General features: G+C 62.1%; 15 protein-coding genes. 8 read left to right on the top strand and 7 right to left on the bottom strand.

Annotated elements, in window-relative coordinates; genetic code table 11:
- Positions 1-49: 49 nt before the first annotated feature.
- The gene (locus ACBR42_RS06255) at positions 50-739 is read right to left on the bottom strand and encodes a YfdX family protein (RefSeq protein ID WP_102325506.1); all 690 of its coding nucleotides are present in this window, start codon (positions 737-739) and stop codon (positions 50-52) included.
- Positions 740-1,161: 422 nt separating this feature from the next.
- On the opposite strand from ACBR42_RS06255, the gene dinB reads away from it, so the two are divergent.
- Positions 1,162-2,247 carry a DNA polymerase IV gene (gene dinB / locus ACBR42_RS06250; RefSeq protein ID WP_371207509.1) on the top strand — a complete coding sequence of 362 codons (1,086 nt, stop codon included), beginning with the start codon at positions 1,162-1,164 and terminating at the stop codon, positions 2,245-2,247.
- Between the two features lie 151 nt (positions 2,248-2,398).
- On the opposite strand, the gene ACBR42_RS06245 is transcribed toward dinB, so the two are convergent.
- The 3 genes from ACBR42_RS06245 to ACBR42_RS06235 form a co-directional block, all read right to left on the bottom strand.
- Positions 2,399-2,968 (bottom strand): DUF1643 domain-containing protein, encoded by a 570-nt coding sequence (locus tag ACBR42_RS06245; RefSeq protein ID WP_102325508.1) that lies wholly within the window; start codon positions 2,966-2,968, stop codon positions 2,399-2,401.
- Between the two features lie 79 nt (positions 2,969-3,047).
- Complete coding sequence (locus tag ACBR42_RS06240; RefSeq protein WP_371207508.1) at positions 3,048-4,334, bottom strand: FAD/NAD(P)-binding oxidoreductase; 1,287 nt, start codon at positions 4,332-4,334, stop codon at positions 3,048-3,050.
- 55 nt (positions 4,335-4,389) lie between these two features.
- Positions 4,390-5,313, bottom strand: a complete 924-nt coding sequence (locus tag ACBR42_RS06235) for an MBL fold metallo-hydrolase (protein ID WP_102325510.1) — start codon at positions 5,311-5,313, stop codon at positions 4,390-4,392.
- A 90-nt stretch (positions 5,314-5,403) separates the two neighbouring features.
- On the opposite strand from ACBR42_RS06235, the gene ACBR42_RS06230 reads away from it, so the two are divergent.
- The 5 genes from ACBR42_RS06230 (at position 5,404) to ACBR42_RS06210 (ending at position 10,793) form a co-directional block, all read left to right on the top strand.
- On the top strand, positions 5,404-6,078 hold the full coding sequence (locus ACBR42_RS06230) for a peroxiredoxin (RefSeq protein ID WP_110547020.1): 675 nt from the start codon (positions 5,404-5,406) through the stop codon (positions 6,076-6,078).
- 24 nt (positions 6,079-6,102) lie between these two features.
- Positions 6,103-6,984: a formyltetrahydrofolate deformylase gene (gene purU / locus ACBR42_RS06225; protein ID WP_110547021.1), complete on the top strand. Its 882-nt coding sequence runs from the start codon at positions 6,103-6,105 to the stop codon at positions 6,982-6,984.
- Positions 6,981-7,514, top strand: coding sequence for a manganese-binding transcriptional regulator MntR (gene mntR / locus ACBR42_RS06220; protein WP_118962782.1), 534 nt, complete (start codon positions 6,981-6,983; stop codon positions 7,512-7,514). The genes purU and mntR overlap by 4 nt, the downstream gene beginning before the upstream one ends.
- Positions 7,515-7,535: 21 nt before the next feature.
- A complete protein-coding gene (locus ACBR42_RS06215; RefSeq protein WP_371207507.1) occupies positions 7,536-8,873 on the top strand; it encodes a DUF763 domain-containing protein in 1,338 nt (445 codons plus the stop codon).
- Between the two features lie 90 nt (positions 8,874-8,963).
- Positions 8,964-10,793, top strand: coding sequence for an ABC transporter ATP-binding protein (locus ACBR42_RS06210; RefSeq protein ID WP_371207506.1), 1,830 nt, complete (start codon positions 8,964-8,966; stop codon positions 10,791-10,793).
- A gap of 10 nt (positions 10,794-10,803) precedes the next feature.
- Here the strand turns inward: ACBR42_RS06210 and ACBR42_RS06205 are convergent, their stop codons facing one another.
- Positions 10,804-11,883, bottom strand: a complete 1,080-nt coding sequence (locus ACBR42_RS06205; RefSeq protein WP_371207505.1) for a retropepsin-like aspartic protease — start codon at positions 11,881-11,883, stop codon at positions 10,804-10,806.
- Between the two features lie 25 nt (positions 11,884-11,908).
- Positions 11,909-12,898, bottom strand: coding sequence for an ion channel (locus ACBR42_RS06200; RefSeq protein ID WP_371207504.1), 990 nt, complete (start codon positions 12,896-12,898; stop codon positions 11,909-11,911).
- Between the two features lie 156 nt (positions 12,899-13,054).
- On the opposite strand from ACBR42_RS06200, the gene ACBR42_RS06195 reads away from it, so the two are divergent.
- Both ACBR42_RS06195 and speB read left to right on the top strand, forming a co-directional pair.
- Positions 13,055-13,954 (top strand): 3'-5' exonuclease, encoded by a 900-nt coding sequence (locus ACBR42_RS06195; RefSeq protein WP_282761299.1) that lies wholly within the window; start codon positions 13,055-13,057, stop codon positions 13,952-13,954.
- Between the two features lie 686 nt (positions 13,955-14,640).
- Positions 14,641-15,603 carry an agmatinase gene (speB, locus tag ACBR42_RS06190; protein ID WP_102325519.1) on the top strand — a complete coding sequence of 321 codons (963 nt, stop codon included), beginning with the start codon at positions 14,641-14,643 and terminating at the stop codon, positions 15,601-15,603.
- Positions 15,604-15,673: 70 nt separating this feature from the next.
- Here speB and ACBR42_RS06185 read toward each other — a convergent pair whose 3' ends face one another.
- Positions 15,674-16,351 carry a DUF1028 domain-containing protein gene (locus ACBR42_RS06185; RefSeq protein ID WP_118962788.1) on the bottom strand — a complete coding sequence of 226 codons (678 nt, stop codon included), beginning with the start codon at positions 16,349-16,351 and terminating at the stop codon, positions 15,674-15,676.
- Positions 16,352-16,575: the final 224 nt, after the last annotated feature.

Raw genomic sequence — 16,575 nt, 5'->3', positions numbered from 1 at the left:
GATCATGGCATACACGGAGAATATACGGACCTGGGCGTCGGGCCGGGTCTTAGTGGGCGGCTTTTTTACCAGCGCCCTGACCTGCCGGGGTGCCGACCATGTCTTCGGATACAAAGCGGATGCTGTTCTGTGCGTCCTGCAATGCGTTATCGGCATTCTTGACGTCTTTGCCCGTCAGCAGGTTGGTTGCGCGATAGACATCGCTCGCACTGGCATCCAGCGGGGCGATGGCCAGCACGAAATCAACATCCACGCCCGCGACCTGCAGGGTCTGCGCCGCCTGGCCGGGCTTGCCCTTGTTCAGGCTGGTATTGGCGGAAGTCACTGCGGCTCCCTTGGGGGAGGTGGGCTCCAGATCCTCGGTCACGATGTATTCGCCATCAACCGGCAGCCATGCCACGGGCTGGGTTCCCGGCGCAGCCGACGGGGCGGGCGCACCCTTGGGGGCTTTTTTCGCCGGAACCAGCTGGGCTTCGGCCTTCATGAACACCCGGTTGTCGCTCTTGGCGCGGGTCAGGGCGTTGTTGGCGTCAACCAGCAGCTTCTGGGCGCCCGCAATGTCATTATTGGCCAGCGCGCTGCGGGCCATGGCGATATCGTCAAAGGCGCGGCTGCCATCGATCGACAGCTTGGCGAAGTCGCGGTTGACCGCACGCCCGGCGGACGGGGTCGCATGGGCGGCGCCAATCACCGTACCGAGCATGAGCAGGGATGCAGGCAGGAAGGCGAATTTCTTCATGGTTCATACTCCGGTCTTTATCGTGGTATCATTGCGTGCCCCCTGTGCGAACAGAAGCCATAGCGATGCAATGCGGCTGCCCTGTCATCGCATGCCGGACGGGAATGGGCGCATGGAATGTGAAATGCGGTATGGTCATGTTTCCGCCATGCGGTAGTATGAAGATATGCCGTTCCCGTTCGGAACGGATGTATCGACCAAGGAATGAACCATGTCTGAATGTGCTACCAAATGCCCCACCAAGTCCCCCTGCCTGAAGGGCGTTCTGGTTTTCGGCGCGATCGCCGGCCTGATCGTGTTTTTCCTTAAGAAGAAGAAGTGCAACGGCTGATCTGCCGTAATGCCGTATCGGCCATGCCCCGGCGGGGTGTGGCCATACGGCCCATAGGCATGTTGCCCTGTTCCGGTCGCGGTGCGCCGTGATGGACCGGCAGGAAGTGACGCGCCGTATCATCCATGTCGATATGGATGCTTTCTATGCCTCGGTCGAACAGCGTGACAATCCGGACCTGCGTGGCAGGCCGCTTGCCGTAGGGGGCGCGGGGCGTCGTGGTGTTGTTGCCGCGGCCAGTTATGAAGCCCGGCGTTTCGGGGTCCGGTCGGCCATGCCGTCCGTCACCGCCCAGCGCAAATGTCCAGATCTTGTATTTGTCCGGCCGCGTTTTGATGTGTACCGCGCGGTATCAGCCCAGATCCATGCAATCTTTGCCCGGTTTACGCCGGTCATCCAGCCGCTTTCGCTGGATGAAGCCTATCTGGATGTAACCGATCCCCTGCAGGCTTATCCATCCGCTACGGCCATTGCCACGGCAATCCGCGCGCAGATCCATGATGAGACGGGCCTGACGGCATCAGCAGGCGTATCTTACAATAAATTCCTGGCCAAACTGGCGTCGGATTATCGCAAGCCCAACGGTCAGTTCGTGATTACGCCCCGCATGGGCCCCGATTTTGTAGCGAACCTGCCGGTGGAGGATTTCCACGGTATTGGCCCGGCCACGGCGGCGCGCATGCACGCGCTGGGTATCCGCACCGGCCTTGACCTGCGCACGCAGCCCCTGTCACGACTGTTGCGGCATTTTGGCAAGGCGGCGGATTTCTATTACGGCATCGCCCGTGGCATTGATGAACGTCCCGTAGAGGTCAATCGGCCCCGCCGTTCAGTGGGCGCGGAGCGCACATTTGACGCCGATATCCATGAATGGGTCGGCGCGCAGGCCGCGATTGCCGATCTGTCGGAACGGGTCTGGGGCCGATGCCTGACGCGCGGCCTGACCGGCATTACCGTGACCGTGAAAGTCAAATATAACGATTTCAGGCAGATCGTGCGCGGGCGTACGGAAGCCGAACCCGTGCGCGATGCGCCCGATCTGGGACAGCGCGCCATGGATCTGCTGGCTCCCTGCTTTCCGCCCCGGCGCGGCATAAGGCTGCTGGGGGTCACCGTATCCGGGCTGCGCGAAGCCGGGGAGGAACCTGCCCCCCGTCAGCTTGCCCTGTTCGGGTAACATCCTGGACGACGGATGGCAGCGACAGGAAAGCAGGCTGTCCGTCGTCTTTCCCAGGAGCCTGCACCTGTAGAAGGCAGGCCGGATTCGGTGATCTGGTCAGGGAGAGACGCGGAATATGGCCTCCATGTCTTGCCGCCTGTTGTAAAAATCAGGCAGCGGGGACCGGCGGCAGGGGTTCGGGGCGCAGGTCGGCGGGCAGGTACAGCGGATGTTCCGGCCGACCGGAGCGACGGCTCAGGCGCATGGCGCTGACCGTAATCCCGTGCTGCTGGAGCATGCGCACCACCTCCGGCCCGCGTGCCAGCAGCCCCTTGAGCAGGGGCGAGCCATAGGCCGCGATGACCAGATCGGCCTTGCGCGCCATCTCCAGCAGATGGCGGTCATTATCCGGGCCGACCGGATCGGGCACTTCCGTCAGGCGTTTCTGGTCGGTGCAGCGATAGGCGAATGTATTGCCCACCAGCAGCGTGCCATATCCCCATGCGCGGGCGTAGCGCTGGCATTTGGCTACGGTGCGGTCATCGCCATCCTCTGTCGCGACGGAGGGATTCATCATAAGCCACATCACCGCCGGCAGCGCCGGGTCCCATGTACGGGTCAGGGTGTAGCGATAGCATTTGTCCGGTCCGCCATAAATGGCATGGCTGACCACATCGGCGGAAAGGCGCAGCGGGCGGGAATGGCCCACATGGTGGCGGGGCGGTTGCTGGGTATTCATGGGCGGTATTCATACGCATGGCCGCGCGGAGGTCCACCCCCGCGCGGCCATGGTATGGTAAGACAGTAGTTCCGCAGGTTCAGCGCGGCGTGCCGATCTTGTGCGGTGCGACCATGAGTTCACGGCCCTTGAGCATGCCATCCCAGTACAGCACCGGCATCACCCATTCCTTGAGGAACCATGCCAGTTGGGTCGGCTTGCGGCCATCAAGCAGCCATGTCGGCAGGGTCGGCTCCAGCTTGCCGCCATAGCCGAACTCGGCCAGCACGATCTTGCCGCGTTCGACCGTCAGCGGGCATGCGCCATAACCATCGTAATCGGCAACCATCGGGCGGTGATCCAGCGTGGCCAGCACGTTGACCGCGACCACCGGGGCCTGCACGCGCACGGCGGCGGCTGTCTTGGCGTTGGACGTGTCTGCAACATCACCCAGCGCGAAGACATTTTCATATTTCATATGGCGCAGCGTTGCGGGATCGACCGCCACCCAGCCACCATCGCCCGCAAGCGGGCTGCTGCTGATGACTTCCGGCGCGCGCTGGGGCGGGACGACATGCAGCATGTCGAATTCCGTCTCGACCGTGGCCTTGGCGCCGTCCTCGCCCACATTCTCGAATGTTGCGATACGGCTGGCCCCGTCCACCTTCGTCAGGCGGGATTTCAGTTCCAGATCGATGTTGTAGCGCTTGATGTATTCCATCAGGGCGGGAACGAACTCCTTCACCCCGAACAGCCCCGGTGTTGCGGTGTGGAAAGAGACGTGGATGTTGTCCGCAAGGCCACGGCGACGCCACGCATCGCATGCCAGATACATCGCCTTCTGCGGCGCGCCCGCGCATTTGATCGGCATGGGCGGCTGGGTGAACACGGCGTTGCCACGGCCCAGCGTCTGCACGAGCTGCCACGTATAGGGGGCAAGGTCATAGCGGTAGTTGGAGGTCACGCCGTTGCGGCCCAGCGTTTCGGTCAGGCCGGGTATCGCGTCCCAGTCCAGCGTAAGGCCGGTCGCAACCACCAGCACGTTGTAGCGGATGGACGATCCGTTCGACAGGTGGACAAGATTGGCGTCGGGTTCAAAACCGGTCGCCGCCGCCTGCACCCAGTCCGCTCCGGCGGGGATCAGCTTCTTTTCCGACCGGCGGGTCTGGGACTGCTTGAATACGCCGCCACCCACCAGCGTCCAGCCCGGCTGGTAGAAATGCGAACCCGAGGGTTCGATGATCGCGACCGTGATGCCGCCCCGGCGCTTGAGGATGCTGGACGCGGTGGAAAGCCCGGCGGCCCCGCCGCCCACCACGACGACATCATAGGTCAGGCCCCGTGCGGAACTGGACAGGCTGGGGGCGGATGCGGCGGTATCTGTCATGAATGGTCTCCGTACTCAGTAATGAAAAAACCGGAAATGGCGGAGCGCGGCGCTGTCAGGCCTGATTGACCGGTATTTTTATGTAACTTACACCATTGTCTTCGGGTTCAGGCAGGTTGCCGCCGCGCATGTTGACCTGCACGGACGGCATGATCAGGTTCGGCAGCGACAGCGTGGCGTCCCGCGCGGTGCGCATGTTCACGAACGTTTCTTCGTCCACCCCTTCATGAACGTGGACGTTATGGCGACGTTCCGCCCCGATGGTGGTTTCCCATACGTAGTCGTCGCGTCCCGGCGCCTTGTAGTCGTGGCACAGGAACACGCGCGTTTCGTCTGGCAGCGAGAGCAGCCGCCGGATGGAATGGTACAGCATGCGGGCATCCCCACCGGGGAAATCGGCGCGTGCGGTACCGTAATCGGGCATGAACAGCGTATCACCGATAAAGGCGGCATCCCCGATCACATAGGCCATGTCAGCCGGGGTGTGGCCCGGTACATGCATGGCCGTGACCGGCAGCGTGCCCAGCCTGAACTGCGCCCCGTCATGGAACAGATGGTCGAACTGCGACCCGTCGCGGGCAAAGCGGGTGCCCGCGTTGAACAGCCGCCCGAAAATGCCCTGTACGCGGATGATGGCATCTCCGATCCCCAGCTTGCCGCCCACACGTTCCTGCAGCCACGGGGCGGCGGATAGATGGTCGGCATGGACATGGGTTTCCAGAATCCATTCCACCTTCAGCTTTTCGGCGGTCACATAGTCCACGATTTCCTGCGCGAAGGCGGGATCGGTCCGGCCCGATGCCGGGTCGTAATCCATCACGCTGTCCACGATGGCGGCGGTCCGCGTGGCCGGGTCATGGACGACATGCGTGGCCGTGAAGGTCGGGATGTCAAAAAAGGTCCTGATGACCGGAACCTGTCCCGTCGCGCGACAGGTGGCGATCTGGCTGGCTGCTGCCGTGATGACAGGGTCTGGCATGGAACGCCTTCCATAATTTCTAAATTACATAATAAATGTATGTTATAAGATGGCTTGCGTCAAGGCGCGGCAGATGCAAAAGGGCAGGACATGAGCAGCGAGGGCAGCATATCCGCAACCGGCCATGTGATGGACATGCGCCCGTTGCGTATCGGTGACGTGGCGCCTGATTTTCAGGCCCGTACAACCAAAGGGGACATCCGCCTGTCGGATTTCCGCGGGCAGTGGCTTCTGTTTTTCTCTCACCCGGCTGATTTCACGCCCGTCTGCACCAGCGAATTCATTGCGCTGGCCCAGGCCGCGGACCGTTTTGCAAAACTGGACTGCGCGCTGCTGGGCCTGTCGGTGGACAGCCTGTATGCCCATCTGGCGTGGCTGGAAGCGATCCAGAGCAGGCTGGGGATCGAGATTCCTTTCCCGCTGGTGGAAGATCCGTCCATGGCGGTGGGTCGTGCCTACGGCATGCTGGACCGCACGGCCAGGAACAGTGCGACGGTGCGCGCGACCTACGTGATCGACCCCGCTGGCGTTATCCGTGCCCTGGTGTGGTATCCCATGTCGGTTGGCCGGTCGGTGGAAGAACTGCTGCGTCTGGTCGAGGCCCTGCGCCGCAGTGATGGCGATACGGTCATGACACCCGAAGGCTGGCAGCCCGGCGATGACGTGGTCAGGCCTGTCCCCACCACGCAGTCCGGCGTATGCAGCGCGGGCACGCGCTGGTTCTATGATGTCATGCCCGATACGGGCCGCCCGCCGGCACGCTAGCGCCGTGCCAGCCAAGGGGGAAACATGTCCGCGCACAAGCCAGAATCCTGCCGTTCCTATGTCCTGACACTGTCATGCCCGAACCGGCCGGGTATTGTCGCAGGTATCAGTCGCGCCCTGTTTGATCTGGGTGCCGACATTGCAGGCGCACAGCAGTTTGACGAGCAGGAAAGCCATGTTTTTTTCATGCGCATCGTGTTCAGCCTGCCCGCCAGTGAGCCGGAACTGGCCACGCTTGAGGGCGTGCTGGCCGGGATCGCCGCCGATCTGGACATGAAGTGGTCGCTGCGGGAAAGCGCGCGGCCCACCCGTACCGTCATCATGGTCTCGCGTTTCGATCACTGTCTTGTCGATCTTCTGTACCGCTGGCGCATAGGTGAACTGGCGATCGAACCGGTCGCCATCATCGCCAATCACCCGCGTGAGACATACGCCCATATCAATATGGAAGGCGTGCCGTTCCATTATCTGCCCGTTTCATCCGCCAACCGGCCCGAACAGGAAGCCCGTATCGAACAGATCGTGTGCGATACCGGGGCGGAACTGGTGGTTCTGGCGCGTTACATGCAGATCCTGTCAGACCGGATGAGCGCATGGCTGGCGGGGCGGTGCATCAACATCCATCATTCCTTCCTGCCCGGTTTCAAGGGCGCGCGGCCCTATCATCAGGCATTCGCGCGCGGGGTGAAGCTGATTGGTGCCACCGCCCATTTCGTAACCCCCGATCTGGATGAAGGACCGATCATTGAGCAGGATGTCGAACGGATCACCCACGCTGACAGTCCCGATGACCTGATCCGCAAGGGCCGCGACATCGAACGCCGCGTTCTGGCGCGCGCCGTGCGCTACTTTACCGAACGGCGGGTTATCCCCACCGGCCACAAGACAATCGTTTTCAGCCCATGACACCACCCCCGACACCTGATGGGAACCATGGCGCGGGCCCCGCGCGGAAAGTGGCAGCGCAGCGCGTGCAGGCGATGCCCGACCCCGATATGCAGTCAGCCGGGTTCCGTCAGGCGCGCCTTGCGCGCAAGACCGCGCTGATCGAGGATTATGTGGAACTGATCGATGATCTGCTGAATGACGGTCAGGAAGCGCGGCAGGTCGATATCGCGGCGCGGCTGGGCGTATCGCAGCCAACGGTGGCCAAGATGCTGGTGCGGCTGGAAGCGGATGGTCTGGTCACGCGCCGTCCATACCGGGGCATATTCCTGACGGATGCCGGACATGACATGGCGGCCCAGAGTCGCAAGCGCCACCATACGGTCGAACGCTTTCTGCGCGCGCTGGGGATCAGCGACGCCAATGCCCGTATTGATGCCGAGGGCATGGAGCATTACGTGGGGGCTGAAACGCTGGCGGCCTTCAGTCAGGCGCTTGAGGCGGGACTGGCCGATTTTCTCGTGGCGGCAAGGAAGAAGCGCAGCGGCTGACCCGTTGCGGGAGGGGACGCCATGACCAGACGCGCGGGCGCGGCCGACCTGCCGCTGCATACGGGCCGGGTGCCCGCATGGCTGGGACAGCGCATGGCGCGCCTTGGGGCCGTCATCACGCAGGCGGTCATCCATCATTACGGGCGCGATGAATTCCTGCGCCGCCTTGCCCATCCCTTCTGGTTCCAGTCCTTTGGCGCGGTCATGGGTATGGACTGGCATTCGTCAGGCATGACAACCAGCGTGATCGGTGCGCTCAAGCGCGGGCTGGCGCCGCTTTCGGGTGAACTGGGGCTGTATGTGTGTGGCGGGCGTGGGCGGCATTCGCGCCGCACGCCCGATGAACTGCTGGCGGTGGGTCAGGAAACGGGTCTGGATGCCACGCCGCTTGTGGCGACCAGCCGCATGGTGGCCAAGGTTGACAGTGCCGCCGTGCAGGACGGTTTTGATCTGTACCTGCATGGCTTCGTAGTTGCGGCGGACGGGAAGTGGACCGTCGTGCAGCAGGGCATGCATACCGGACGGCGCATGGCGCGGCGCTATCACTGGCTGTCCGAGGGTCTGGGCAATTTTGTCGAAGCTCCGCATGCGGCCATAGATGGCCGGGCAACGGGTGACACGATCATGAACCTGACGGACCGGCGGGCGGATGCCTCCCGTCGGGGACAGGTGGACCTGCTGCATGATCTGGGGCCGGACCGGCTGACGCGGGAGCTCATGCGGATCGAGGGGCTGGCCCCGCCACCCGCCCCGGCGCAGGGTGAACTGCCGTATATGTGTCTGCCCGCCCATCACGATGTCCGGCCGGAGGACGTGAACATGCGCCGTCTGCACGGCGCGCTGGCTGCGGCGACCGAAGCGGGGCCGCGTGATTTCACCGAACTGCTGCGTGTTCCCGGCGTTGGCGCGCGGACGGTGCGCGCACTGGCGCTGGTGGCGGAAGTGGTGCATGGCGCACCGTGCCGGTTTTCAGATCCGGCGCGGTTTTCCCTTGCCCATGGTGGCAAGGACCGCCACCCCTATCCTGTTCCGGTCGCGGTTTATGACCGGACCCTGTCGGTCATGAAGGCTGCGGTGACGGCAGCGAAACTGGGGCGCGAAGAACGGCTGGACGCCATACGCCGTCTGGACAGCGCGGCGCGGCGGCTGGAGCGTGATGCGCACGGCCCGTCCTTTTCCGCCATCATGGCTGAAGAACGCGGGCGTTCGCACGAATATGGCGGCCGCTCCGTATTCGGGCATGAACCACCACCGCCCCGGCGGGTTTCAGAAGGGCAGGGGGACAGGATCATGCGCCATGAGGACCAGCCACAGGACCAGCAGGGAACCGATCGTGATGCGTCCCGCCACGCGGGCTAGGGGTGTGTGTGTCATGCAGGCATGATACGGGGCCAAATACGGCGGAAGTGCGGATAATCCATCCGTCATGCCACAGGGGCAGCATCATTCATGACAGTGCCAGATCATACGCCGCCTTCATCATCCGTTCCCGCCACGCAGTCCGATACGCTACGCATTACAGCCCTGCGGCGTTACCGGTACCGGCCTCTGCGCTTCATCCTTCATTACGTGCGGCTGCATGCACGCGGGCATGCGGTCATCATTACCGCCATTGTGGTGGCGGTCGCGTGCAATGTGGGGATGTCGGCCATCATCCGCCATCTGGTCAACGGCATGACGGAAGGCGGGCAGGGAACGGTGGCCGTATGGGTTTCCATCATCCTGTTCTGTGTCACGATCATATGTGACAATGCGGCATGGCGTGTCGCAGGGTGGCTGGCGTCGGGTGAATTCGTGCGCGTGGGCGGCGATGTGCGGCAGGACCTGTTTCGCTACCTGACCGGTCATGCCGCCACCTATTTTGCCGACAGGCTGTCCGGCTCCCTTGCCGCGCGGGTTTCGGCGGCCGCCAGCGCGGTCGTGGCGCTGGAGAACATGGGGGCGTGGAACCTGCTGCCTTCCATGCTGAACCTTCTTCTGGCCATCGCCACCCTTGGCACCGTCAGTCCGTGGATGGCGCTGGTGCTGGTGGCCATGACCATGCTGGTGGGACTGGTCATATACCGGCTGGCGGGGCGGGGGCAGGACCTGCATCTGTCCTATGCCGCCGAAGCGGCGGAGGTGGATGGCGAAATGCTTGATGTCATGCAGAACCTGCCGCTTGTGCGCGCCTATGGCATGATCGATTCGGAACATGCCCGCATGCGCCGGCGCATACGCGGCGAGACCGGGCTGCACTGCCGTTCGCTGCGCTATATGGAAAAGCTGCGCATGATCCATTCGCTTGTCACGGCGGTCATGACCACGGGCCTGCTGATATGGGCCGTGCTGCTGTGGCGGATGCACAGGGCCACCACGGGTGATGTGGTGATGGTGACGACGCTGGGTTTCCTGATCCTGAACTGCACGCGCGATTTCGCCTTTTCGATGGTGGAGGCGATGAAACATGTCACCCGCCTGTCCGAAACGCTGGAGCATCTGCTTGCCCCGCATGAACAAAGCGGCGTGCCCGAGACGGCCATCCTGCCTTCCGCCGCGTGCCGGGGGCATGTCAGGCTGCACGATGTGACCTTTGCCTATCCCGGTGGGGCGCCCGTCCTGTCGCATTTCAGCCTTGATATTCCCGCGGGCACCCGCGTCGGGCTGGTGGGGGTTTCGGGGTCGGGCAAGAGTACCGTGCTGGCCCTGCTGCAACGACAGCGTTTCGTGCAGGATGGTGCCGTGGAGATGGATGGCATCAACATCCTGCAACTGGATGAAGCCAGCCTGCGGGCCGCGATGGCGGTCGTACCACAGGATGTGTACCTGCTGCGCCGCACGGTGGGAGAAAACATCCGTTATGGCCGCCCCGACGCGACCGAAGGCGAGGTCCGCGCCGCGGCGGAAGCCGCAGGCTGCACCGATTTCATCGCCGCCATGCCGCATGGTTTCGATACGGTGGTGGGAGAACGCGGTGTGATGCTGTCAGGCGGCCAGCGCCAGCGCATAGCGATTGCGCGGGCCTTCCTGCGTAATGCGCCGATCCTGATTCTGGATGAGGCCACCAGTGCGCTGGACGGCGAAAGCGAACGCCATGTCCACGCGGCGCTTGAGCGGCTGATGGTGGGGCGCACCGTAATTGCGGTGGCCCACCGCCTGTCCACCCTGCGCGGGTTTGACCGGATTGTGGTGATGGAACGCGGCAGGATTGCCCAGCAGGGCAGTATGGCGGAACTGGAGCGCGTGCCTGGCCCCTATCGTGATCGCCTGCTGGCCCATGGGGGCGACATGCTGCCCTGAAAGGCTGCTTTTATTGCGTTGGGCTGGCCGGTGATGCGGGTGCGGCGCCTGCAGCGGGCGTGCTGTCGGGGGCAGGGGGCGGCGTATCGACCATGCGGGCGACGGCGGTGCGGGTGCTGAGCAGGCCATGCGTTGCCTGTCCCCGGTCGTCGGGCACGTTCTGCTGCGGGGTCATGAACAGCATGCCCTGCGGAAAGGAGATGAGGATGCGCCTGCGCCGCAGGAAGTTCATGCCAAGCACGTTGTAGCTGGTTTTCTCGATATTCGCATCCAGTGGCAGGTCATGCCATGACCCGATGGTGATGTTATCGAAATGATGCCTGTGCCCGTTCAGGATTTTTCCGGCATTGGTGCGTACGTTCATGTCGTCATGAAGTATCGTTTTGGTCAGCCCGATCTCGCGCGCGGTCCTGCGTGAAAGGGATGAAAAATCCGCCCCCGGTTCGATTTCCATGCGTACGGGACGGTCGCCCACCTGCATCAGGAGGCCGGTCAGCCGCCCCGTGGCGTCGGGCAGCATGATGACGCTGGTGCTACCTGCCCCCAGCCAGTCCAGTCCGGGTGCGCAGTCCGGGGTATCGGCAGTCAGGAACAGGATCATGCGCCGGGCCGGAAAATCCAGCAGGACATTGTAGTTGCTAAGGATGTCGTATCCGATCACGCCCAGTACGTCCTGATTGCCGATCTGGGGGATGCGCATGCCCTCCAGCAGCGCGGGCACGTCCTGTGCCGCGCCGTTGCTTATGCGCAGGTCATGCAGGACGGTCGTGTATGTCGTGCCGGACCCGGCGATGGTCTGGATATCGACCGGGGCCTGAACGGGAAAATCGGTGGGCGTGCGGGCATAGACCCCGACCCGGCCCTGCGTGATGCTGATATAGGCCAGACCGTTCACGCCGTTGAACGTGGCGGGAATGATCGGGCTGCCGCTATTGGTCAGCAGGGGCACCGTAATGACATGGGTCAGGCAGGCATCCGGCAGGCCGTCGTAATCGGGCCGGGGTTGCGGTGCCGCCTGCGCGGCGGCGGGGGGATGATGGGGCGTTGCACGGGCGGGCACGGCGCAGGCTACGGACATGCCTGCCAGCATGATTGCCCGGCACAGACGGATGGCTTTACCGCCCTTCTGGCTGGTCCGCCATATCTCCCGGCGTCGCGGTATGTTCGGCCTGCGGGGCTTCGGTATGGTCAAAGCGGGTATAGTCAACGGTGATCCGTCCATCCGGCCCGGCATTTATAATATCGACGAAACGATGATTATACAGCATCCGGTCAAATCCGTAAGCGGATCGTGCGAAAACGGTCTGTCCCGATGCTTCGTCCGTTCCCGTCAGGCTTATGATGATTTCGGCTTCCTGCGCTGACAGGTCGTGTTCCGTCAGGCCATAAAGCGGGCTGTGTTCGGTAATGACATGGGTGGGCGTGCACGCGAAACGCAGCACCGGGATATGGGACTGCTGCAGGGGCAGGGGATCGAACTGCCGCACCACGCGTCCCGCTGGCGTGCGGATCAGGCGGGCGAGGGCGAATTCGACATCTACCGACAGGATCGGGCTGCGCCTGCAGTTCGCAATGCGGATATCAAGATGAAGCTGGTTGTCTTCTGTCAGGATAAGCGCCTGCTGGCTGAACATGATCCGTGCGCGCGGGCGCGAAAAACGGGCGAAGACCAGTCCCGTCGCCAGCGCGTTGATCATCATGCCGCCCAGCACTTCCACCGTTGCGATCAGGTTTGCCGTGCGGCTGACCGGTGTCATGGCGCCATAGCCGACGGTGGACAGGGTCTGGACACTGAAGAAGAAGTAATCGGCAAAGCTGCCTGCATGCGCGCCGCTTACGCCCGCGCCGTCCAGCATGTAAAGCAGGGCGAATACAATATTGACGCCCACATAAAGTAGTAGCGAGCCATAAAAGAAGCGGCTCCACGGCGCGGTCAGGGCATGATGGTAGAAGTCAGACCAGATGCGGTCCACATGCCCCACCCGCACGACCGTATCATGCCCACGGTCTTCCAGTCGGTGGTGCATGAATCTATGGTGCCGCGTGCCCCCGGTGGTGGAAGCATGCAGGGGCGGTGTGTACGGTGGCCCGGCGTTCTGTGCCATGGCGTATCCAGTCTGTATGTGCCGTGTTGTGTCAGGACCGGCTGACCTGATTTATTTCATAATATGTCAAGCATTGTGGTGCAGCAACGGGTGCCGGGTAGACAGGGCCCTGCGCTGTTCGCATATCCATGACTGGCACGGCGCAGGAGGCGGCACATGACGGAACTGACCCCCGAACAGATGGAACATATGGCAACCACGCTGGAGGGGAGCGGACAGTACCGCATTCTCCGCCCGCTCGCGCCCCGCATGCTGGCGGACTATCCGCAGTCTTCCGGTACGCGGCTTGGCATGTTTCTGGACCTTGAAACCACGGGGCTGAGTGCGACGAAGGACGAGATCATCGAATTCGGGATCGTTCCTTTCGTCTACACGCTGGAGGGACGGATTCTGGGCTGTCTGGAACCCTTCAGTCGCCTGCGGGAGCCATCATGCCCCATCCCGCCGCAGATCACGGCCCTGACCGGCATTACGCCCGAAATGGTGGCGGGGCAGTCCGTAACGCCTGAAGAAGTGGCCGGGTTTGTCGCGCCTGCTTCTCTTATTATCGCACATAATGCAGATTTTGACCGAAAGTTCGCCGAGCGCTTCAGTCCCGTATTCACAACCAAGCCCTGGGCCTGTTCCATGCGCGATGTGGACTGGGCTGCCGAAGGGTACGAGGGGCGCAAGCTGTCCTATCTGGGGATGCAGGCAGGTTTCTGGTTTGACGGACATCGCGCGACGGATGACTGTCAGGCCGGGATTGCCATTCTTGACCGCGAACTGCCGGTATCCGGTCGTCCGGCACTGTCGGTGCTGCTGGAAAACGCGCGGCAGGTGCGGTGCCGGATCTGGGCTGAAAATGCGCCCTATGAATATAAGGACGTGCTGCGCCAGCGTGGTTATCGCTGGAATGACGGCACGGACGGCAATCCGCGCGCATGGTCCATTTCCCTGCCGGAAGGGGACGTGACGGCGGAACTGGCCTTCCTGTCAGCCGAAGTGTTCGCCCGCCCCGTTGATCTGCCCGTAACCCGCATTACGCCATGGGACCGTTTTTCAACACGGTGTTAGGAGGGGGAAGCTACTTTCCTGAATCCGTCCGTTCGGGATGAATGATTTGATTACGAAACAGATTGGGGGGAATTAAGGGGCCTGTGATATTCATGTAACCCGCATGGCTGTCTGCCCGGTGAATGCGTTTGAGCGGGCTGGCCGTGTATGTTTGCGAGGCATGAAGGACATCTATTGGGTAGGTAAAAGACGGTTTTTGAGTGTCGTCTTTTTTACAAGGCGTATCTTCTGAACTTTTGAAAAATCTTCACCAGAACTTTTATTTATCAGATGCTTCAGGAGATTGGACTGTATGGTTAAACCATGCAGTCTGGATATAACTGTTTCATAATATTAATGAAATGTCGCGTTGTCATATCTATGTGCTTCGGCAGGCAGGGTATGTTTTTGTTACGACTTGATAAAGACAATACCCGCTGATAGCGTAACCGCTACAGTGCAGGCCAGCAGGCGCGCTGCACATGTCCGGGCATCCGATACGGTTTCAGTCCCGTGCCTCTCTGGTTCGGTTTGACGGATATCGGGCTGTTGTCGTGGACAGGTTTCGGGGGCGTGCATCCTCTGTCAGATGCCGGGTCCACTGTCCCGTTCTGAACGGAATCCGGTCGTGGACAGGTGTCGCGTTGCTGGCAGGCGTACTGATGATGTTTGAACTTCTTACGCCATTACGGCAGGACGGCGAGTAAATGAGTAACGCCTACGATTCAGGTCGCCTTGATCTTCCTTTTGTCGGTATCTGCAGTTTTGGCAAATACCCGATCCAGACCGACTGGTCCGCGATCGATGCGGATGTCGCCATTATGGGCGCGCCGTTTGATGGGGGTACGCAGTGGCGTGCCGGTACCCGCTTCGGCCCGCGCGGCATCCGGGAGGCATCGACCCTGTTCGCCTTCGGTCATGCGGGTGCGTACGATCATGAAGATGACGCCACCTACCTGTATGGTGAAGGCTGCCGCATTGTTGATATCGGGGATGCCGATATCGTCCATACCAATACCGAACGCAGCCACGCGAATATCGAAGCAGGCGTGCGGGCCATACTGGCCGCAGGCGCATTGCCGGTCGTGCTGGGCGGGGATCATTCGATCAATATCCCCTGTATCCGCGCCTTCAGTGAACAGGAACCGATCCATCTGATTCAGATCGATGCGCATCTGGATTTCGTGGATGAACGTCAGGGCGTGCGGCACGGTCATGGCAACCCGATGCGTCGGGCGGCGGAACAGCCTTATGTTACCGGCATGACGCAGATCGGCATCCGCAATGTCTCCTCCACCGCGCGGGAAGGATATGATGATGCGCGGCGTTTCGGTTCGGATATCCTCAGCGTCCGGCAGGTCCGCAAGATGGGGGTGGAAGCCCTGCTGGAGCGTATCCCGGCAGGGGCGAACTATTACCTGTCGCTGGATATTGACGGTTTCGATCCCTCAATCGCGCCGGGTACGGGCACGCCCAGCCATGGCGGGTTCCTGTATTACGAAGTGCTGGAATTTCTGGCGGGACTGGCGCAGCGCGGGCGTATCGTGGGCATCGACCTTGTGGAAGTCGCCCCCGATTATGATCCGTCGAACATCACATCCATTCTGGCGGCACAGGTGCTGCTCAACCTGATCGGGCGCATCCTGCATTTCCGCAAGACGCCAGCCTGACGGTTCTTTGCCCTCACGTTAAGTAACGTGAGGGCGTCGCCTGTTCCGGGCCGGGCATGAAAGCCGCTTTCTATTCGTCCCCCGGCACACCGTAGGAGGGGGATTCCACCGGATTGACGCTACGCAGCGTATAGTCGCGCATCTGTGGCTGCCACAGATCCCACAGATCCTGAAGCTGCGCGATGGGTGTGTCATGCCAGTCAACCCGCAGGTCCGCCAGCGGCCAGCTATGGGTATCGACAACCAGCATCCCAGCCGATCGCACCGGTCCTGCTTCCCCGCCCGCTTTCAGCCCGGCGGCAAGGGTTGTGACCAGCCGCTGTCCCAATTCCATCGTCGTGTCCGTGGCCAAAAAGGCTTCGACCATGGCGGCGGGAACCGTGTCATTGGCCAGCAGGTTGCCAGCACAGGCGACATTGTGCCCGGTGGCTGATGTGTACAGGCCCAGTGTTTTCTCACCCGACCAGACAGCGGTAAGGCCGGTGTCATCAATTGCCGAAATCTGCCGGTAAGCCGCGAATTCCGATCTGCGCACCAGTATGGCGACACATTCTTCCGCCGTGGCGCCGCGTTCAAGCAGGTCCAGCCCTGCCGGACCCAGCGAAGGATCGGTAATGTTCTGCGTGGCGACAGCCCCGGCACCGGCGCGTGCAAACGCGCAACGGCTGGCCACTGCGGGGGAGGAGGACGAAACGGCGATCCCGAACTGTCCGGTACGCGCGCATCGGGCGACAACTGAAAATGTCATGCGGTTCCTGTCATTTTACCGTGCCGGATGAACCGCTCTGCTTGTGCGTTCATCAATCCGGCTTCGGGTATCAATACTTTGGGGCGGGTCCCGTCTTTTCCTGATCGGAATAATTAACGTATTGGAAGCCTATAGTGATCGGCATGGATTTCAAGGGGCCAGGTTATCCGCCTCAAGGGGCTGCGGTATGATGAGTGGTCTCTGTATTCAGCAGGATGAAATAC

It is taken from the genome of Komagataeibacter sp. SM21 (assembly GCF_041402665.1).
Taxonomy (GTDB): Bacteria; Pseudomonadota; Alphaproteobacteria; order Acetobacterales; family Acetobacteraceae; genus Komagataeibacter; species Komagataeibacter saccharivorans.
Note: the sequence above shows the minus strand (reverse complement) of the source record. Positions and strands in the feature narration are given on the sequence as shown.